The sequence below is a fragment of the Sellimonas sp. genome (assembly GCF_047234585.1).
GTDB lineage: Bacteria > Bacillota > Clostridia > Lachnospirales > Lachnospiraceae > Sellimonas > Sellimonas caecigallum.
On the sequence record NZ_JBKSWG010000010.1, the window covers coordinates 30,909 to 51,497 of the forward strand.

Annotated in this window: 17 protein-coding genes; all 17 read right to left on the reverse strand. The window is 46.3% G+C overall.

Translation table 11 applies throughout. The features are described 5' to 3' along the window. Position 1 precedes the first annotated feature (1 nt). The 17 genes from addB to ACLROL_RS05610 all read right to left on the reverse strand — a co-directional run bounded on the left by addB (position 2) and on the right by ACLROL_RS05610 (position 20,502). Positions 2–3,352: a helicase-exonuclease AddAB subunit AddB gene (gene addB, locus ACLROL_RS05530; RefSeq protein ID WP_413067450.1), complete on the reverse strand. Its 3,351-nt coding sequence runs from the start codon at positions 3,350–3,352 to the stop codon at positions 2–4. 11 nt (positions 3,353–3,363) lie between these two features. After that, positions 3,364–4,602, reverse strand: coding sequence for a GTPase HflX (gene hflX, locus ACLROL_RS05535; RefSeq protein ID WP_287449113.1), 1,239 nt, complete (start codon positions 4,600–4,602; stop codon positions 3,364–3,366). Continuing rightward, on the reverse strand, positions 4,599–5,135 hold the full coding sequence (locus ACLROL_RS05540; protein ID WP_413067451.1) for a tetratricopeptide repeat protein: 537 nt from the start codon (positions 5,133–5,135) through the stop codon (positions 4,599–4,601). Before ACLROL_RS05540 ends, hflX begins: the two co-directional genes overlap by 4 nt. A gap of 26 nt (positions 5,136–5,161) precedes the next feature. Continuing rightward, a complete protein-coding gene (locus tag ACLROL_RS05545; protein ID WP_330620530.1) occupies positions 5,162–5,533 on the reverse strand; it encodes an ArsR/SmtB family transcription factor in 372 nt (123 codons plus the stop codon). Positions 5,534–5,552: 19 nt separating this feature from the next. After that, positions 5,553–6,230 carry a uracil-DNA glycosylase gene (gene ung / locus ACLROL_RS05550; RefSeq protein WP_287449117.1) on the reverse strand — a complete coding sequence of 226 codons (678 nt, stop codon included), beginning with the start codon at positions 6,228–6,230 and terminating at the stop codon, positions 5,553–5,555. 24 nt (positions 6,231–6,254) lie between these two features. Continuing rightward, a complete protein-coding gene (gene hisF, locus ACLROL_RS05555) occupies positions 6,255–7,019 on the reverse strand; it encodes an imidazole glycerol phosphate synthase subunit HisF (RefSeq protein ID WP_087202851.1) in 765 nt (254 codons plus the stop codon). Continuing rightward, positions 7,019–7,636, reverse strand: coding sequence for an imidazole glycerol phosphate synthase subunit HisH (hisH, locus tag ACLROL_RS05560; protein WP_287449119.1), 618 nt, complete (start codon positions 7,634–7,636; stop codon positions 7,019–7,021). Before hisH ends, hisF begins: the two co-directional genes overlap by 1 nt. Positions 7,637–7,764: 128 nt before the next feature. Beyond that, on the reverse strand, positions 7,765–9,255 hold the full coding sequence (locus ACLROL_RS05565; RefSeq protein WP_087202853.1) for a sensor histidine kinase: 1,491 nt from the start codon (positions 9,253–9,255) through the stop codon (positions 7,765–7,767). After that, positions 9,255–9,935, reverse strand: a complete 681-nt coding sequence (locus tag ACLROL_RS05570) for a response regulator transcription factor (protein WP_087211965.1) — start codon at positions 9,933–9,935, stop codon at positions 9,255–9,257. The genes ACLROL_RS05565 and ACLROL_RS05570 overlap by 1 nt, the downstream gene beginning before the upstream one ends. Before the next feature lie 75 nt (positions 9,936–10,010). Beyond that, on the reverse strand, positions 10,011–10,919 hold the full coding sequence (locus tag ACLROL_RS05575) for a ComEC/Rec2 family competence protein (protein WP_087211962.1): 909 nt from the start codon (positions 10,917–10,919) through the stop codon (positions 10,011–10,013). Between the two features lie 579 nt (positions 10,920–11,498). After that, entirely contained in the window at positions 11,499–11,711 is a 213-nt protein-coding gene (locus ACLROL_RS05580) for a hypothetical protein (protein ID WP_413067452.1), read from the reverse strand. Further along, on the reverse strand, positions 11,708–12,016 hold the full coding sequence (locus ACLROL_RS05585; protein WP_087202864.1) for a PadR family transcriptional regulator: 309 nt from the start codon (positions 12,014–12,016) through the stop codon (positions 11,708–11,710). Before ACLROL_RS05585 ends, ACLROL_RS05580 begins: the two co-directional genes overlap by 4 nt. 51 nt (positions 12,017–12,067) lie before the next feature. Then, complete coding sequence (locus ACLROL_RS05590) at positions 12,068–12,838, reverse strand: ABC transporter ATP-binding protein (protein WP_413067453.1); 771 nt, start codon at positions 12,836–12,838, stop codon at positions 12,068–12,070. Between the two features lie 137 nt (positions 12,839–12,975). Next, positions 12,976–13,731, reverse strand: coding sequence for a DeoR/GlpR family DNA-binding transcription regulator (locus ACLROL_RS05595; RefSeq protein ID WP_087202865.1), 756 nt, complete (start codon positions 13,729–13,731; stop codon positions 12,976–12,978). Between the two features lie 85 nt (positions 13,732–13,816). After that, complete coding sequence (locus ACLROL_RS05600) at positions 13,817–15,733, reverse strand: fructose-specific PTS transporter subunit EIIC (protein ID WP_413067454.1); 1,917 nt, start codon at positions 15,731–15,733, stop codon at positions 13,817–13,819. A gap of 31 nt (positions 15,734–15,764) precedes the next feature. Further along, positions 15,765–16,667, reverse strand: coding sequence for a 1-phosphofructokinase (pfkB, locus tag ACLROL_RS05605; RefSeq protein ID WP_087202859.1), 903 nt, complete (start codon positions 16,665–16,667; stop codon positions 15,765–15,767). 217 nt (positions 16,668–16,884) lie between these two features. After that, complete coding sequence (locus ACLROL_RS05610; RefSeq protein ID WP_413067455.1) at positions 16,885–20,502, reverse strand: family 78 glycoside hydrolase catalytic domain; 3,618 nt, start codon at positions 20,500–20,502, stop codon at positions 16,885–16,887. Positions 20,503–20,589: the final 87 nt, after the last annotated feature.

Consider the following 20,589-nt stretch of genomic DNA (forward strand, 5'->3'; position numbering starts at 1 on the left):
GCTACTTGTCTCCTTCCTCTTCCAGTTCCTCTCGGATTTTTTGGAACGCTTCATCCCGTTTCATGGCGGCAAACTCCCTGTAAGTACACTCTGAAAGCCGCTCGTCAAACCCACAGATATTCTGGTACGGACAATACGCACAGCCTGTCATTGTGCCAAGTTCGTATGGCTTTGCCTCTGTCCTTCCCTTCAGGATCTCTTCCTTTAAGTTTTCTGTCTTGCGCTTCGTATAACGGGACAGGAGGGCAAACTCTTCCCCTGTGGCCGCTTTTGACGTCTTTTTCAGACTTCCGTCTTTGTTGACTCCAAACGGAGCAGCAAGAGAACTTCCCTGCACTTCCCGGTCGAAATGCCTGTAAACCTCCGGATCCGCATTGATCAGTCCGTCCGGGCGAAGCTCTTTTAAAATGGCCTCCTCCAGATTCTCTGCCTTCGTCTTCTCAACGATAGGATCCTGCATCTTGTAATAAAAAATGCCGGCCGGAATCACTTCTTTTCCCGGATGCCTCCTCTTTTCTATCTCCAGCGCTGCATTCATGTAAACGGTAAGCTGAAGTTGGATCCCATAATAAAAAGAAGCGATATCAAATGATTTCGATCCCGTCTTATAATCTGTCACTTTCACATAAACCTGATCGTCTGTTTCACATGTATCGATACGGTCGATCTTTCCTCCTTCAAACCTGACTTCCGCTCCGGTCTGAACAAAATCCCCCCTTTTTTGCTGCTTTAGCAATGCCCATACGGTCCGTTCGACCAGACGCTTCATCCTTGTGATCAGGTATTCTCTCCGTTTCGTGCTGTAGAGGACTGTATTTTCATAATCCACGATGCTTTCCTCCACGCTCTCTTCTGCAATCCTCACACGCACATCATCCGGCAGTTCTCCGTCTGAAAGTTCCATGCGCGCAAGTTTTTTTGCCACATGTTCCATGGCGCGGTGGAAAATGTTCCCCCAATCCAGGGGCCGGAATTCGTATTCCTGCCGCTCATTGAGGCGGAGTCCGTACGCCATAAAATGCGCAAATGCACATGCAGCATACCTCTCCAGCCTTGTCACTCCGCTTTCTATATTCTCCTCATAGAGGAGTTTGGCCGTCTGCTCTTTGATTCCGTCTTCCCTCTTGTTTCCGAAATATGCATCCAGCACCGATTCGATGCGTGTCCGGCTTTCATCTCGACGCTCGTACCAAGCATAAAGTTCTTTCCAGTCTGCCCTTTCCATCCCCTCATCTTCCTGCATAACTTTTATCAGTGCCTGAATTCCAGTCTCTCTCGTCAGTTCTGTCTCTGCAAGCGTCCTTTCATCTTCCCTCACGACAGAAAGCTTTGGATACAATTTTCTCAGATCCTGCACAAGATATGCCGGCCGAAGGGACTTCCCGTCGGAAGATACATTGGAAAAGAAGATGTACAGCCTGTCTGAAGGCTTTGTGAGATTCATGTAAAGATAAAATTTCTGTATATAAGTCTTCTCTTTGCCTCCCGGCGAAAGCTTGATATCCGCTTCCTTTATCTTTTCTCTGTCATACTCGGACAAGATCCCCCCTGCACCCATCTTCCCGGGAAGAAGAGTGTCGTTTGCTCCGAGGAAAAAAAGCGCACGGATATCTTTGATTCTCGTACGTTCGATATCTCCGGCTACTACTTCATCCGTCCCAGGTGGTATAACTCCGACTTTGGCCTCCTGTAGTCCTGCATCCAGGAGATCACAGTACTCTTCCAGCGTAACCCTTTCATCCCCGAGAAGCGCTGCAAACTTGTCGAAAAGTTCAATGACGATCCGGTATACCTGAGAGTATTCTTTGGCAAGTGCAAGCTTCCCTTGCTCCTCAAACCGCTTTTCCTGTTCTCTTAACTGTCTTTGCAATTCTTCTTTTACGAGAAACTCATACAGTGCCCGCGTGATATCCACAACCGTTTTCCGCGGCTGTCTCAGTACAAAAACGAGGGAATCCACTTTTTCCACAAATCGGACTCTCAGGTGATTGACTCTCAAAAGTCCATCCTCATCCATCCCCCGCGTCTTTCGCACCCATTTTTCCTGCCATCTTTTGTAACCTCTGATCCCCATCGCAAGGACATAATTTTCTAACTCGTCCACTTCCTCAAAAGTAAACCCTGTCAGGTTTGTCCTCAGAAACCGAAACACACTCTCACATGTAAAACGCTTCTGCACCATGGAGACTGCGCTTCTTACATATTCCACAAAAGGATTTAAAAGTACACTTCTCTTTTGGTCTGCAAACACCGGGATACCATACCGGGAAAAAACCGTTCGAATCTGATCCGAGTAGATTTCAAGATCACTTGCGATTACCGCGATATCCCGGTAGCGATAGCCTTCCTTCCGCACAAGTCTGCGGATTTCCTGTGCCGCTGCCTCTGTCTCTTGTTTCGGGTCTGATGCACAATGGATCCGGACAGCACTCTGCTGCTTTTCGTACACCGCTCTATGATAGCGGAATAAATGATTTTCCAGAAAAGCCAGAGCTGAATTTTCCCGAAAACGGTATGGGATCTTCCCGTCCAAAACAACCGGATCTTTCACATGGATCCCTTCCACTTTGCAGATGGAAAGAAGCTTGGATGTCATCTCCTTACTCATGGAAAAGAGCTGATACGGTCCCCGGTACACATATGGATCTTCATCCGCAGGTATCGTGACGGTCACTCTGACATCCTCACAGAGTCTTAAAAACTCCCTCACAAGGCGGTTCTGTACCGGAGTAAATCCCGTAAATCCATCCAGCGCGACGACGCTCCCCTTCAACATATCTGATCCGGACACCCTGCCGCACAGGACATCCAGCAGTTCTTCCTTTGTGATATATTTTTCTTCCAGATACTGGTAAAATCCCTTGTAGACCTTTTTCATATCGGAAAGTTTATAATAAAGGGAACTTCCTTTTCCTGCCTCCTCCATCATACGGTCGATCGTTTCTTCCCGAATATCGTACTGAGTAAATTCCGAGATGACAGATTTGACTTCACTGATGTATCCCTGCTTTTTCAGGTTTCCTTTCAGTACGGTAAGCTCCTCCTCACAGTCTCCTGCAATCTTCCGCAGAATGAGATTTTTCCCTTCATCGTCCAGGACGATCTTTTGGTTTCCTCCTGTCTCTTCCATGACACGGTAGGCCAGCCGCCCAAAACTCAGTACATCGATATTTAAAATGGCATGTCCCGGATGTGCCATGACCAGGTCTTTTTGTGTCTGCATCGTAAACTGCTCCGGCACAAGGACAAGATATGTCTTCTCCGGATTTTCCAGCGCTTCCTTTATGATGTTCTGATATAGAGAATGGGACTTCCCTGAACCGGAACTCCCAAAAATAAACTGTAATGCCATCTTCTGTTCTCCTAATTGACTTTCCCGTACAACTCTTTCGGGATGCTGCCTTCCACATAGATTCCTTCTTCCCGGTAATCCTCTTTCAGCACTTCCCCATATGCGCGGATAATCTGGATCTTTCCTGCCTCACTGTACGGATATACTCTTCTGATCTCCATGTTCCTGCCGCGGCTCCATTCTTCCAGCATATCCAGAAGTTTAGGAATATTTTCTCCCGTGCGCGCAGAGACCGTGACTCTTGCATCAGACTTAAAATCCCGGATAAGCGTCCCCGGTTCCGCCTTGTCGCATTTATTGAATACCGTGATGACAGTTTTATTCAAAACACCAAGATTTTCCAGCGTCTCGTACGTCACATACATCTGCTCGTCCATCTGCGGATTTGACATGTCTACAACATGGAGGATCAGATCTGCATATTTTGCCTCCTCCAGTGTACTTTTAAAAGCTTCGATGAGATTGTGCGGAAGCTTGTTGATAAATCCTACCGTATCGGTCAAAAGAATCCTCTGCCCTCCCGGAAGTTTCAGAGCCCGGGTAGTCGGATCCAATGTTGCAAAAAGCTGATCTTCCTCCAGCACATCCGAATCTGTCAGTTGGTTCAGGAGCGTGGATTTTCCTGCGTTGGTGTATCCGACAATAGCCGCCACCGGCACATGGTTTCTGCTTCTCTGCTCCCTTGTCACTTCCCGGTGCCGCCTGACATCCTGAAGCTCCCTGTTAAGCTGGGCGATCCGGCTTTTTATAAGCCTGCGGTCCATCTCCAGCTTTTTCTCTCCAGGGCCCCTTGTCCCGATGCCGCCTCCAAGTCTGGAAAGACTTGTTCCAAGCCCTGTAAGTCTGGACTGCCGGTACTTTAGCTGAGCCAGCTCAACCTGGATCTTTCCTTCTTTCGTGGACGCCCTCCCTGCAAAAATATCCAGGATCACAAGTGTCCGGTCCATGATCTTACAGTCCAGTACATCTTTCAGATTTCCGATTTGGGCAGGGCTCAACTCATCGTCGCAGACGATACCGTCAGCTTCCGTTTCCCACACAAGCCATTTCAACTCGTCCAGTTTTCCACTTCCGACATATGTCCCCGGGTGGATGGCATCGCGATTTTGAATAACCGTCCCTACTACCTCTGCGCCTGCAGTCTTTACCAGCTCTTCCAGCTCTTCGAGAGAACTCTTTGCCTTCTCTTCCTCCTCAAGCGCCACTGCCACAAGAACTACTTTTTCTTTTTTCTTACTTAAATCAATCATTCATTCCCCGCCTGTGTTGATAAAAACTCTGCTTCTTTCTGCACTGTCTCGTCATCCGGATAAAGCTTCAGGTACGCATCGGCTTTTTCTTTTGCCTCCGCATACTTTTGGGCCTTCTCCAGAGCTGAAATCTCATTGAAGAGCATCTCCTTTTTCAGCGAATCTTCCATCTCGCCACTTTGACTTCCCTTCTCAAAATAGGAAGCCGCCTCTTCATACTGTCCGACCTCCATACAGGAAGCCCCCAGCATGGCGTAAAGCTCAGGAGTCTCCTCAGCTCCTTTTTCCAGAGCCGTCTCAAAAGCTTCTTTGGCTCTGTCAAATTGTTTCAGTTCGTAGTAGCTGATGCCAAGTCCCCTATAGGCTTCCTTCTCCATGGAACTCTTCTTTGAAGCCTTCTCAAAAGCTTCTGCCGCTTCCTCGTACTTTTTCTCTTCCAGAAGGCTCGTCCCCTTCTCTATCTGTGTAGCACATCCGGTCAGGATGGCGCCGGACAGCAAAAGCACTGCTGCCAGAGATACTTTTCTCTTCATTCTTTCTACCACCTTTATTATTCTTTCTACTCCAGTACATGCTCCATTCCCTGATTCATGATCGTCTGGATATGATCATCTGCCAGAGAGTAGAAGACTGTCTTTCCATCTCTTCTGTTCTTTACGAGCTTCATCTGCTTCAGCACACGCAGCTGATGGGATATGGCTGACTGAGACATATTCAGCACTTCTGCAAGATCGCATACACAAAGTTCCGACTGAAACAGCACATACAGGATCTTCACTCTCGTCGGATCCCCAAATACCTTGAAAAGCGCCGCAAGATCGTTAAGGATTTCCTCCTTTGGCATATTTTCTTCTACCTTTTTGATGCAGTCTCCATGCAGCTCCAGACAGTCACAACATTCTGTCTCCATACATTCTGTTCTTCTGCTCATTATCATACTCCCTTTATCACTATTCTATCGGATCGATCTGCCAGTCGATCGGCGCTACTCCCTGGGCCTCCAGAAAACGATTTGCCTGACTGAACGGTCTGCTTCCGAAAAATCCCCTGTATGCGGAAAGCGGGCTTGGATGCGGCGCCTCCAGGATCAGATGTTTTGGATTGTGCAGCATCGCCCGCTTCATCTGTGCCGGTCTTCCCCACAGGATAAACACAACTGGCCGGTCCTGTTTGTCTACCTGGCGGATCGCCGCATCAGTAAACTCCTCCCATCCGATCCCCTTGTGGGAATTTGCCTGATGAGCGCGAACCGTAAGCACGGTATTCAAAAGCAGCACCCCCTGTCTGGCCCATTTGGTCAGACAGCCGTGATTCGGTATCGTACATCCGAGATCATCGTGAAGCTCCTTGTAAATGTTGACAAGGGACGGCGGGATATCTACCCCTGGCCTTACGGAAAAACAAAGTCCATGCGCCTGCCCGTCTCCGTGATACGGATCCTGACCTAAGATTACCACTTTTACATCTTTCAGCGGGGTAAGATGAAATGCATTAAAAATATCATCTGATGGAGGAAAAATTTTCCTTGTCCGGTACTCCTCGTTTACTGTCTGAAACAGCTTCTTATAATAAGGCTGTCTGAATTCCCCCTGCAAGGCCAAAAGCCAGTCATTCTGAATTGCGCCCATATAATGTATTCCGCTCCTTTATCTCTACAATCTGACAGGGATTCCCCTGCTTTTTAAGTATTCCTTCACTTCTCTGATCTTCAGTTCCTTATAGTGGAACAGCGATGCGGCCAACGCTGCATCTGCCTTCCCTTTGTCACTCAGTGCATCGTAAAAATGTGAAAGCTGTCCTGCTCCTCCGGATGCGATGACCGGGATCGACACATGTTCCGCGATCGTACGGGTCAAGTCAAGCTGATATCCTGCCTTTGTCCCGTCTCCATCCATACTTGTGAGGAGGATCTCTCCTGCGCCTCTCTTTTCCGCTTCCATGGCCCATTCTACTGCATCCAGACCGGTATCGATCCGTCCCCCGTTTTTGTACACGTTCCAACCGCTTCCGTCCGTCCGGCTTTTTGCATCAATGGCTACCACCACGCACTGACTTCCGAATTTGTATGCGGCATCCGAGATCAGATCAGGAGTGTTGATCGCAGACGAATTAATGGAAATCTTATCCGCACCGGCACGCAGGATAGTGCGGAAATCTTCTACTGTGCGGATCCCTCCTCCTACTGTGAACGGAATGAAAACGTTCTCCGCCACTTTCTCTACCATATCGATGACTGTGGCCCTGGCGTCCGATGAAGCTGTGATATCAAGAAACACCAACTCGTCCGCCCCTTCCCTGTCATACACCTTCGCGATCTCCACCGGATCTCCGGCATCCTTCAGATCTACGAAGTTGACTCCTTTTACGACACGCCCGTTATTGACATCCAGGCACGGGATGATCCTTTTTGTAAACATCAGAATCCCTCCTGTCTTTCCACAAAATTTTTCAATATCTGAAGGCCAATCTCTCCGCTTTTCTCCGGATGAAACTGACAGCCAAACACATTTCCTCTCTCGACGGATGCATGGATCTTCACACCGTAATCAGCCGTTGCTGTCACAATATCCTCATCCTCAGCCTTCAAATAATAAGAATGTACAAAGTAGACATAAGAGTGTTCCAGAATATCCTGAAACAACCTTCCCTCTCTCGGATATTCCAGAGAATTCCACCCCATATGCGGGATCTTAAGACCTTCTTTTGCCGGAATCCGCAGAATTTTTCCTTTCAGAAAACCAAGCCCTTTTACCCCTTTGCTCTCCTCGCTCTCTTCAAAGAGAACCTGCATTCCAAGGCAAATCCCAAGAAGTGGGATTCCACTGTCTACCGCTTCTTTTAAAATATCCGGGAGTCCGAATTTCTCCAGATTCTCCATGGCATCCCCAAAGGACCCTACCCCCGGCAGAATAATTCTGTCGGCAGAAAGAATTTTCTCACGATCTCTTGTGACGATCGGTTTTTCGCCGAGATGGATAAGTGCTTTCTCCACACTTCTCATATTCCCGGCATCGTAATCTATCAACGCTATCATATGCATCCACTCCTTATCTTTCTAAGTTTACCACACACCTTCCGAAAATAAAAGACAGAGATACGGAAAGCTTTTCTGATAAAATTCCGCATCTCTGTATATCTTCTGTTCATTCTATTTCCGTCACTCTATTTTCGATCCAACTCAAACCAGAATTTTACCCCGTTTTCATAGTTTTTCACGCCGTATTTCTGGTGGAAGGATTCCATGATCGCCTTGACGATGGAAAGGCCAATTCCATTTCCTCCATATTCCCTTGTATGTGCCTTGTCCACTTTGTAAAATTTGTCCCAGATATGACCAATATCCTCTTCCGGGATCGGATTTCCGCTGTTGAATACACTTACTCTGACTTTCTCTTCTACCTCTTCAATCCGAATTTCCACAATGCAGTTTTCATCCACATGATTGAGTGCATTGCTGATATAATTGCGGACTACCTGCTCAATCTTAAACTCATCAGCCCACACATACACTGGCTCGGACGTATTCATCTGGATCTGCACTTCTTTTTGCTTTGCAAGTATCTCCACACTTTGTACGACGCCCGAAATCAGACTCGTAATGTCGATTCGCTCAAACTGAGTCTCGTCCTTTCCAAGTTCCAGCTGATTGAGTGTCAGGAGATTTTTTACCATGCGGTTCATCTTATTGGCCTCATCAATGATGACATCACAGTAAAAGTCCATACTCTCCGGATCGTCCGTGATACCGTCTTTGAGTCCTTCCGCATATCCCTGAATGAGAGCTATAGGAGTCTTCAGCTCGTGTGATACATTTCCTATGAATTCTGTACGCATCGTCTCGATCTGCTCTTTCTTCCGTATATCTTTCTGAAGCTCATAGTTTGCTGTCTTGAGTTCTGAGATGGTCGTTTCAAGCTCATCGGCCATTGTATTGAAACTTTCTCCAAGCACCGCGATCTCATCATCCCCGCCTCTTGTGTACTTTACATTAAAGTCGAGTTTTGCCATCTTTTTTGAAAGTTCGGCAAGCTCCAGAATCGGCTCTGAAATCCGCCTGGAGAAAAACCAGACGAGCAGTGTTCCCACAAGGACCATCAAAATCCCGGTGTAGAGAATGAACTCATTGGAGATTCCTACATTGGCCCGAATACTTTCCAGCGGGCTCCTCATGAGCATGTAGCCCGAATCTGCAAACTCGCCCCACATTTCCAGATATTCTCCACCTTCTCTTACGTCCCTTGTCCGGCTGATCACATATTTGTCTGTCTGTTTCATCACTTTTGCGTACCCGGATACACGGTTAAATACATAGCTGTACATCTGATCCATGAGCTTCTGGGAATCGTTCACGTTCGTATACTCGACCGCAATCTCCCCGCTCACTACCTGGATCGCCAGGATAGACAGGTTGTTCTTCTCCGCCATTCGGTTTATCTTTTCGATTTCATCCGAGTCCTTCAGCATTCCCTTCTTCTGAACGGTATAAACCTCATGATATACATTCATCAGATCCATCTTTTTATTCTGAATATAGTACCACTCAGAAAAAAGCCCGTTTACAGAAACGAGAAGAATCAGAAGAAACAGGATCAGCCCGACAAAAATAACCATCATCTGTTTTCTGATGGAATATTTTGCCCCGAATTTTCCCATTATTTTGACACCTCAAATTTATATCCCATACCCCATATGGTCCGGATATATTCTCCTTTGTCTCCAAGTTTGCTCCTCAGTTTCTTAACGTGAGTATCGATTGTTCTGGCATCCCCGAAATAGTCATAGTTCCATACATTGTTGAGAATTTTTTCTCTGGAAAGAGCGATTCCCTGATTTTCCACAAAGTATGTAAGGAGTTCAAATTCCTTGAAGCTTAAATCGATAACCTGATCATCTATTTTGACAATATGAGCGGCTTTGTCAATCTCAATACCGCCGGCACGTAAAATTTCATCCATGGAAAGACCGCTGGTCCGTCTGAGAAGTGCATTGACTCTCGCAACGAGAATCTTAGGGCTGAATGGTTTTGAGATATACTCGTCTACCCCGAGTTCGAATCCATTTAATTCATCTCTTTCTTCTCCTCTTGCCGTCAGCATGATGATCGGGACTTTGGATTCTTTTCTGATCTCGCGGCACACTTCCCATCCATCCATCTTTGGCATCATGACATCCAGGATCAGAAGGCTTAAATCTTTGTTTTCATAAAAGATATCCATTGCTTCCATACCGTTCCCGGCCTCCAGCACTTCATAGCCTTCCCTATCCAGGAAATCCCGGACCAGTTTGCGCATCCTGCTCTCATCATCCACTACCAATATCTTTATCTGTTCCATAACAGTCATCCCTTCTACACGTTTTCCAATATTTTAGCAGATAAATATGTCCTTTTTGTGTACATGCCCGCTTTTCTAACGTTCTTCATCCGGGCTTTTGCTGCTCGTCAGATGTTCGCCGTCGCTTTCAAAGACGATCGTCCCTTGTCGATCTGTTCTGAAAACTCCTGCATCCAATTTTTTGATCCGCTTCATGACACTCTTGTGAGGATGGCCATAATCATTGCTTTTTCCACATGTGAGGACAACAAAGGATGGGTCTACCTGCTTTAAAAACTTCCACGAGTTGGCATCGCTGCTTCCGTGATGATTAAGTTTCATGACGTCCGACCGGATGTAAACCCTGGACTTCAGTATCTGCTTTTCCATTTTCTTACTGATATCGCCGCAGATCAAAAAGCTGTGTGCTCCATTGCTGATCCGGATTCCCAGAGACGAATCGTTGACATCCTCGTACTGCTTCTCTGAATCCGGTGTGACAAACAGGAATCTTGCTTCTCCCAGCCGATATGCTTCTTTGAATTCCGGTCTGTGTATCGTGATCTCTTTTTCCCGTACAGCTGTCAAAACATCCTGAAAACTTTCCGTGTCATATTTTTCTTTTGGGAGAAAGAACATGCCGATAGGGAAATTGCGTATAACCGCATCCATCCCTCCGATATGGTCGACATGCGCATGGGAGGCTATCACATAATCCAGATAGATGACTCCCTGATCCCGCAGATACTCAACTACAAGCTGTTCGCTCTCGTTTCCCCCCGCATCGATCAGCAGATTCCTGCCGTCTGCCTGTACGAGGATGCAGTCTGCCTGCCCTACATCGATAAAATGCACCCGCATGTTGCCGGATGCATACTGTGCAATATCTGTTCCTGTGTCTGTCTCTGTCTGCCCTTGCCTGAAAAAGGAAATAAGCCCTGCCACGGACAGAAATACCAATAGAAAAAAAAGATGAATACGCCGCTTTTTGCTTTTGTCCCTCACACGTAACTCCTCCGGAAATCCTGTTTATTCTTATTGTATCTCAACAGTTTCCGAATCATTCAGCTACACTTTAGATTTTCTTAAGTTCTTTTATAAAAGCTTCACGGCAATGTCACAAAATACTCACATTTCTGTTTTATAGTATAAGTAACTTCTAAAGAAGGAGACAATGATTGTATCGAGTTCCTAATTCTTTATGGTTATTGTCCTTCGACCAACAATAAGTTTAGCGTCGATATACAAGACGCTGCATTCGATATAGATTTTTCTCTCTTCCTTTGGAGCCGTTTTCACGGCTCCTCTTTTTTTGCAGGCCAAAACATTTATTTCCAGCTGTACTTTTCCGACTGTATATTCCAGTATTTCTTTCGCAAGAATCCCCAAAAGAAGACCAGGATCACAAGGATACTTGCGACAGCCAGATTACTGATTCCCAATGTCATATCCATGTCTAGGCCCAGGAGAGCAAACAATAGAAGCAGCCCAAAAAACAAGCCGCATATTTCCATAGTCTACGCTCTTTCTGTTTGTTGTCAAATGCCTGTCTTCCTCTGTACTCTGCAACCGTTCTGTATTCCATCACAGTTGCCGACACTGCGCAGACGACCATCGCAATTCCCTTGTCCAGCTTCTTTTTACTTCCCCTTCTTGCAGCAAGTTGTCACAGAAGTCTTTCCCCTGCATGCCAATCTGTTCCTCCAGCGATATTCCTTTCAGCTCCGCTTCCTTTGCAATTCCGATCAGCTCTTTTTTTCGGATTCTTGTATAGTCATTTGAAAAAAAACTCATCATTTACCCTCCTCCCCAAAAATTTTTTTTACCGACTGTTCCACTTCTTTCCAGGCCGCATAGAAATACTTCACGTAATCTTTTCCTTCTTTTGTCAAAGAATAATATTTTCTCTTAGGCCCCAGTGGACTTTCTTTAAATGTTCCCTTTATAAGACCCTTTTTTTCCAACCGCAGCAAAAGCGGATAAAGAGTCCCTTCCTTCGCATCTGTAAAACCGTAATCCCAGAGGCGTGTCACAATCTCATACCCATATGTCTCTGTCTGATCGATGATCTTCAGAATGCATCCTTCCAGAATCCCTTTCATGAGCTGTGCCTTATCCAACTTTTTCTACCTGCCTCTCTCCTTTTCCTATTTTTAAAGCTGCTCCATCTCTCCTAAGATTGTCCTGTAAAATCGATCTCCTTCTTCTTTGCTGTCGTCTTTTCTTTTCAACGTTTTCAGGATCACACCATCTTTCAGAAGGAGCACTTTCTCGCAGTTGCTGGCAAGCTGAGGATCATGGGTAACCATGATGATCGTCTTTCCCCATGAATGGATCTCTTTCAGCGCTTCCAGAACAATTTTTCCAGACTGAGAATCCAGATTTCCGGTAGGCTCATCCGCAAGGATCAACTTCGGATCGTTGATAAGTGCCCGGCAGATAGCAGTTCTCTGTTTCTCTCCTCCGGAAAGTTCTGTCGGCTTCTTCTCTAAAAGATGCGTGATCTGAAACTGCTCTGCCAGCTTCTCTGCTTTCCGATGCATATCTTCTGATTTTGCCTTATCCAGTATCATTGGAAGGATAATATTTTCCCTTACTGTCATGCTCTCCATCAAAAAGAAATCCTGAAACACAAATCCGATATCCCTTCTGCGTATATCAGAAAGCTCGTCTTTCCACAGTTCCTTCGTATCAAAATCTTCAAATAAGATCTGCCCCGACGTCGGGCGGTCCAAAAGCCCCAACACTCTCAGAAGCGTCGTCTTCCCGCCTCCGGACTTCCCCATGATTCCAAGAAACTCTCCCTCCTCCACAGAAAGATCAATCCCTTTTAATACCTTTATATCCCCGTCATCCAGATAGGCTCCTTCCCCATTCTTAGAGTAATTTCTGATAATCTCTTTAGCTTCCAAAATCATACTCATTTTCTTCTCCCTTCATCTACCTTGTAATGTAAGGTTCCTTTAACTACATTATAATACAAGGCAGTTATTTGTCAAGAGCAGGCAGAAAAAAACAGTCGATCTTTCTCTGATCGACTGTCTGTTTTTGTATGCTTCTTTTACTCCTCTTCCGAGGCTATCCTTATATTTTCATATTGCCGGTAGGATTCGTCCGGCAGTTTGTCTGTGATGATCTGAGCGGAACCAAACTCCCCAAAGCTTACCGGAGATACTTTGTGAAACTTAGAGCTGTCACAAAGAATATACCGGGTCTGGGTGTGTGTCATAGCACATTTTTTGATCATTGCTTCATTGATATCCGGGGTTGTAAAACCGGAATGGAGACTCACTCCGTTTGTCCCCCAGAATCCTTTTGTGAAATTGTATTTCTGCAGATTTACATACGCCTCATTTCCAACTATAGCCTCCGTGGCCGCTTTCAGCTCTCCTCCGATCAGCGTCACACGGAACCCTTTTTCGGCAAGTTTCAGCGCATGGGATACCGCATTAGTCACAAATTCGGCCGACTGTACTGAAAGAAACGGGATCATATATCCGGTCGTCGTCCCCGCATCCAGGTAGACAAAATCATCCGGCTCGATGAGCTTTGCCGCCATTTTAGCGATTCGTATCTTTTCGTCCCGGTTTAGCTCTTCCCTTAGGGAAACCTGCTCTTCTTTCACATTCATCTTCTCCTCAGACTGCACTGCCCCACCGAAGACTTTGACCAGTTTACCAGCTTTGTGCAGAGCATTCAGATCTCTGCGTATCGTAGACTCAGATGCCCCGAATCGTTCTTTGAGTTCCTGCACTGTCACGCTTCCCTTTTCTTTCAGCATCCGCATGATTTCTTCTTGTCTTTTTTCTGTCAGCATCTTTTTTATCCTTCGGAATACGGATTCCTTCCTTTCATAATGATCTGACACTATTCTACATCCAAAAGCGCGTTCCGGCAACCGTCTATTCCGTCACTCTCTTCTTCAGAATTCCAAGGAGTACTGCTCCGACTATGGTTCCGATCACAAGTGAGATCAAATACATCAGCGCATTTCCCACAACCGGGAACACAAAGATACCGCCGTGCGGAGCCATCAATGTACAGCCAAATGCCATGGACAAAGCTCCCGATACCGCCGCTCCGATCACACAGGACGGAAGAACATGCAGCGGGTCGGATGCCGCAAACGGGATAGCTCCTTCCGTGATAAATGCAAGACCCATAATAAAATTGACCGGGCCGGACTCTCTTTCTTCTTTCGTAAATTTGTTTTTGAAGAGCAGAGTTGCAAGCGCGATGGCACATGGCGGTACCATTCCCCCGATCATGACAGCAGCCATGATATCATAGTTTCCGGCGGCGATCGATGCCGTCCCGAATACATATGCCGCTTTATTGAACGGACCTCCCATATCAACAGACATCATACCTGCTACGAGAAGACCAAGCAGGATTTTGCTGCTGCCGCTCATATTCGTCAGCGCCGTATTCAACCCTGTATTCAATGCTCCGATCGGAGGTTCCACAATAAAGTTCATGATCAGGCCCATCAGCAGAATACCAAACAACGGGTACAGAAGTACCGGAGCGATCTTTTCTATCGCCTGCGGAAGCTTTTCAAATATCTTTCTGAGCAAAAGAATCAGGTAGCCTGCGATAAATCCGGCCAGAAGTGCCCCAAGGAAACCGGATTTGCCTTGGGAAGCAATCACACCACCCACAAATCCGACCGCAAGCGCCGGTCTGTCTCCAATGCTCATAGCGATAAACCCAGCCAAAATCGGGAGCATGAAACTAAATGCCAGGTCTCCGATCCCTTTGAGTGTCGCTGCCGCCGGGGTAATTGTCCCGAAAGCAGAACGCGCCTCGTCGGAAAGAGTGTTGACATCTACACTCAGCCCGTCAATAAGAAAGGCAAGGGCGATCAGAATACCGCCTCCTACGACAAACGGAAGCATGTGTGACACTCCATTCATAAGCTGTGTATAGATTTTGTGCGCTCCACCTGAGGAAGCATTCTTCCGGGATACCGCCGTCGGATTTCCATCCTGGTAAACCGGGGCATCTCCTTTTATCGCTCTTTCAATGAGCTGATCTGCCTTGCTGATTCCGTCTGACACCTGACATTCAATGAGTTTTTTCCCGTGGAAGCGCTCCATCGGCACCTGGGCGTCTGCGGCAATGATGATGCAGTCTGCCTCCTGTATCTCTTGCTCTGTCAAAACATTTTTCGCCCCGCCGGAACCTCTTGTCTCTACTTTGATAAAACAGTTTTTCGCTTTTGCCGCTTTTTCCAGCCCTTCTGCCGCCATATATGTATGGGCGATCCCAGTCGGGCAGGATGTGACAGCAAGAATGCGGCATGCAGCGTCCGTAAGTGTCTGGCTCGACTGAGCCGCAAGCTGATCATCCAGATCTGGCTTCTCATCGTCGGCCGCATCGATAATCTCCAGAAATTCATCCGGTGTGGATGCCCCTTTCAGCTTTTCGATAAACGTTTCATCCATCAGGAGCATGGAAAGTTTACTTAATACATCCAGATGGATGTTATCTTCCGTGTTAGGCGCTGCGATCAGAAAAATCAGATGAACCGGCTGTCCATCCAGGGAGTCAAATTCCACTCCCTTTTTTACTACCATGGCTGCAAGCCCCGGTTTTTCTACCGCATCGCATTTCCCATGTGGAATAGCAATCCCGGCTCCGATTCCGGTGGTGCTTTCTTCTTCCCTGTGATACACTTCTTTTCTGTATACTTCCACATCTCTTATCTTACCGCTTTTTGCCATAAGATCCACTACCTGATCAAGGGCTTCCCCCTTGGACGTCGGCGCGCCGTCAAGGCAGATACTGCGTCTGTCCAGCAATTCTGTGATTCTCATCTTAATTTCTCCTCCCTTTTCAAAAATGATTTTATAACATCTCATAAACTTTTTGGATTTCTTCTTCTGTCGCCAGAAACTCTGAAAATGCACTGGCGCTGCCTGCCGAAATCCCCATTTTGAATGCGTAATCGTAGTCGTGCTTTCTGTCCCATCCTGCAAGAAATCCTGCAACCATAGAGTCCCCCGCTCCCACTGCATTGACAAGCGTCCCTTGTGGAGCCGGCAGCATATGGACTGTCCCGTTTTCATCCAGGAGCACCGCGCCTTCCCCTGCCATGGACACGAGCACGTTCTGTGCACCTTTTTCTTTCATTTTTTCTGCATATGGGACAACAGATTCCCGTGTGGAAAGTTCCACGCCGAAAATTTCTCCCAACTCATGATTGTTCGGCTTGATCAGAAACGGAGCGTATTCCAGCACATTCATCAGAAGTTCCTTTGTCGCATCCACAACAAACCGTATCCCCTTCCCGGACAGTCTCCGGAGAATATCCCGGTAGATGGAAGGCGGCATGCTTCCTGGGATGCTTCCCGCAAGAACAAGTATATCTCCGTCTTTTAGCTGATCCAGCTTTTCCATAAGCTGACCCACATCTTTCCTCGAAATAACCGGACCTTGTCCGTTTATCTCAGTTCCGTCAAAATCCTTCATTTTTATATTGATCCGGGAACAGCCTCCCGAAATTCGGATAAAGTCATGACGGATGCCAAGTTTTTCTGCCTGTCTTCCAATCTCTTCACCTACAAAACCGGCCAGAAATCCAAGCGCTGTATTTTCCACTCCCAGATTTTGCAGTACTGTGGATACATTGATTCCCTTACCTCCCGGCAGCATCTGTTCAGTTGTCGTCCGATTCGTCTTTCCCATGCGGAAATCATCCACAGTTATGATATAATCCAGCGATGGGTTAAAAGTAACAGTATAGATCATGTTCTCTTCCTCACTTTCTGAATCTATTATACAATCATTTTCGTTCATATTCAATCATATACATTCACAAAATATCATATTATTTTTTGTTATATATTCACAATCAGTCATATTCCGTCACGTCTCATCCTTAAAACCATCTTGCCGAAATATTTTCTTCTCTCTCATACGCAGCAGGCAAAAAAGAAAGAGAGGCTTCCTTACCTCTCCTTTTCCTCTAAGATGTTTTCAAATATTCTGTTTTTATCCGGTTCCCATTGATCTTAAATTGATAGGATCCTGCTTCAAGAAAGATTTTTGCACATTTCTGTCCATTCCATTCTGCCATTTCCTGAAAAATAGCTCCCTTGATCGAGTCTGCATCCACTGCTTTTTCGACAGGCAGATATAACACTGCACTTGTATTTGGCGGAATGACCGCCTCATATGTATGAATTTTTCCATCTTCCGCCGTCCAGCCGCTCACAATCTCTCCGTATGGCGACTGGAAGCTTCCCTTTGCGGATGTAAACGTTCCTCCGGCAGACGGCTGCAGGATAAATTTTTTATAACCCGGATTTTTCTTATCCGCGCATATTCCAAGTTGGTATTCCATCATCCATTCAAAAACCGCCCCCAAAGCATAATGGTTAAAAGAATTCATGTGATTGTTCCCGAACCCGGTTTCTTCCGTATAAGAATCAAAACGCTCCCAGATACTTGTTGCTCCAAGAACAACAGGATACAGCCACGATGCATAGTCTTTTGACTGCAGAAGCCTGTTTGCCGTATCTGCATATCCATATTTGCTCAGTGCTTTCACAAGATTCGATGTCCCTGCAAATCCGGTCGTCAATGTATACGGAAGAATTTCTCTGCCTTCCCCATCCTTCCCCGGCTGCGGTTCTTTGATGAGTCTATCCAGATTTTCCGCTGCTTTTTGCGCGGTCTTTTCAGAGATGACATTCAGACTCAGCGGAACTGCATAAGACGCCTGGGTATTCTGGATTTTGCCATCTGCTCCTCTCGTCATTCCATTTTTTTCATCGATATAAATTGTATTCCATGCGTTCTTTGCCAGCTCATGCATGGAGCAAAGCTCTGATTCCATCTCCTTTTGACCTGCAATTCCAGCCATTTCCGATGCGATCTTCAGCATGTACACATAGTATGCATGATTGATCTGTGTCTCGTCTGTCTCCACTCTGCCAAGCCAGTCTGCAAGAAACCCTGTTTTCCCTGGAAGTGCTTTCTCCGTCTGGATCACTTTATTAGCATTCGCATACCGGAAATCAACACTGTCCAGGTACTTGATATACCTGTACATCGCCTCGATATTTTCCTCCACAATCTCCTTTCTCCCGGTTTGCAGATATAAAGTATATGGGATCACTGCGATGGCGCTTTTCCAGACGATACCATCCCATTCTGCATCACTTCCCAGCCGTACCGTTCCGTCTTCTATCTTGTCATAGGAAGGCGCATAAGCTGGAAGTTCTCCGTTCTCAGCCTGTTCTGCACGGACAGTGTCAAGCCAGCGCCTGTAAAATTCATACACATCCTCCTGATAGGATGCCGCTTTTGCATAAATCTGTGCATCCCCAAGCCATCCAAGCCGTTCATCCCTCTGGGGACAGTCTGTCGGGTAAGAGATGAAATTGCTTGTCTGGGAATTCTGTATATTCTGAAACAGGAGGTTTACAAGCTGATCTGAACTTTCATATCGAGCCGTCAGTTCCCCTGACGACAGGACGAGCATCCGGATATAATCCTTTGGAAGTTCTTTTTTCAGTCCGGTAATCTCAATATATCTACCGCCGTGCAAAGTAAAATGCGGCTCGATGACAAGTTCTTCATCAGACATAGTGTAAATATCAGTCGAGAGCGCCGTACGGTAATTTTCCGTCATCAAAAGTCCATCCAAATCTCTCTCTTTGTATTCTTCCGTGTCCGGATAGAGCATCTCCGCATATCTGACCGTGATCACGCTTCCCTCATCGGCATATTCTTTTGGGATCGTTATGCTCGGCACACCGGCTATATTTTCTCCCATATCGTATATATAAGATCTGGAACCTTCCCGTGATTCGCCAAGCGCTTTCTTTACCTTTTTCTGCCCGACTTTATGTACAGCACCTGCACATCTTGCCTTCATCTTGTAATCTGAAAATTCTTTTCTCACATCGATCACTTTGGCGGATCTGAGTTCGGCGTTTTCGTACTCTGCTTTCGAAAATCCCAGAACCTGCTTCTCTTTTCCTGCATCGTACCGGACACCATGGTAAAAGGAATCTGATCTGAGAGGCCCGTCTCCGTAATACTGCCAGGACGGATCGCTCACGATCGTATCTTTTGTCCCATCAGCGTATTGAATCTCGATCTTTGCAAGCAGCGCGTTGACCTCTCCGTAGTAGTCATGATTTTCTTCTTTCGGAGAAAGATATCCGCTCCACCATCCTCTTCCAAGGCAGACTCCAATTGCATTGTCTCCTTCTTTCACGAGCTCTGTGATATCATATGTCTGATATGGCATCTCTTCGCGATATTCCGCATTTCCTGGCTGATACCAGGAGTCGTCCGTCCGCTTTCCATTGATCTTTGCCTCATAGATGCCGCGGGCGCTGATGTACAGTCTTGCTTTCTCTATATTTTCCTTGACATGGAACTCTTTTCGCAGCATCGGAGACGCACCAAAGCTTGGATCCGCACAACAGAGGATTCCATTTTTTCCTCCATCTACCGTAATCACGTTCCCTTCTACTGACACTCCTTCATTACCGTCGAATATGCGTATCCCGGCACCCGTATTTTCGTCAAAAAGGACGCCCGTTCCATACCCCGTATTACAGATCTGATAATTCTTGTAAACAACCTTCTCCCCGGGATCAGCGTAAAAACCAACCGAGTTCAGATACGGGTAAATGCCATAAGAGCTTGTCAGATCCAGGATCATTTTATTACCCTGATCACTGAGTATGACTGCCTGTCCGTCAATCCAGATCTGCATCTTCCCCTGACTTACCTGCAGATCCAGCTGATGGACAGAAAATCTGTTTTTCTGAGTAAAAATCCGATCCAGATTTGCAGCTTTCACAGACGCTGCTAAGACCGAAAAAAGCGGTGTGTCTTTACTGTCTGTTTTCTGGTACCCAACACGATAGATACGAAGGGCAGCGCCTTTCCCATTCTTCATTTGAGACACGTCCAGCTCGACCCGAAAATAGTGTTCTCCTGCCATATGCTCTGCATTCCTGTATGGATCCTTCAGCCGTTCATCATTTGCCCCGAAGATCAGCGATGCTTTTCCAGAATTTTTATCCATCTGCACTTCTGTCCGGATATGGAAATATACAGAAGAAGCCGCATCAAATGCAGTTTCATCTGGCCCGATCCAATTGGCATTATCCCATGAAGCAAGTGTCTCATCCATCAACGCGGTCTCAAAATACGCAGGTTTTGATGTATAGATATTTTCTTCTTCATCTTCTACCTTTACAGTCCATTTATATCGTGTTTTCGGTTCTAACTTTTCGCCGCCATAGCGGATATCTACAGATTCCGCATTTTTTACTCTCCCGGAATCCCATACCGTATTTCCATCTTCCTCTTTCACAACAATCTGGTAGGCTATCTGGCGGATTCCGATTTTTCCAGACTTCATTTTCCAGCTAAATCTCGGTGCAGCATTGTCGATCCCCACAGGATTTTCCACACCGTCTGTACGCAGATCGATAATTTTTGTCTCCTTTGCATATACATTGCTTCCTCCGCATCCAGAAAGAACAGATACTGCAAGTGACAGGATGAGGACACAAGCCAATGCCCTGGCACCTTTTGTTCTTCTTGTCTTTTTCATTTGTACTTTTCCATATCTTTCTATATATATTCTTTCATCTTCCGTTCTAAAGATAACACTATACCACACGAAACACAATATGAAGAT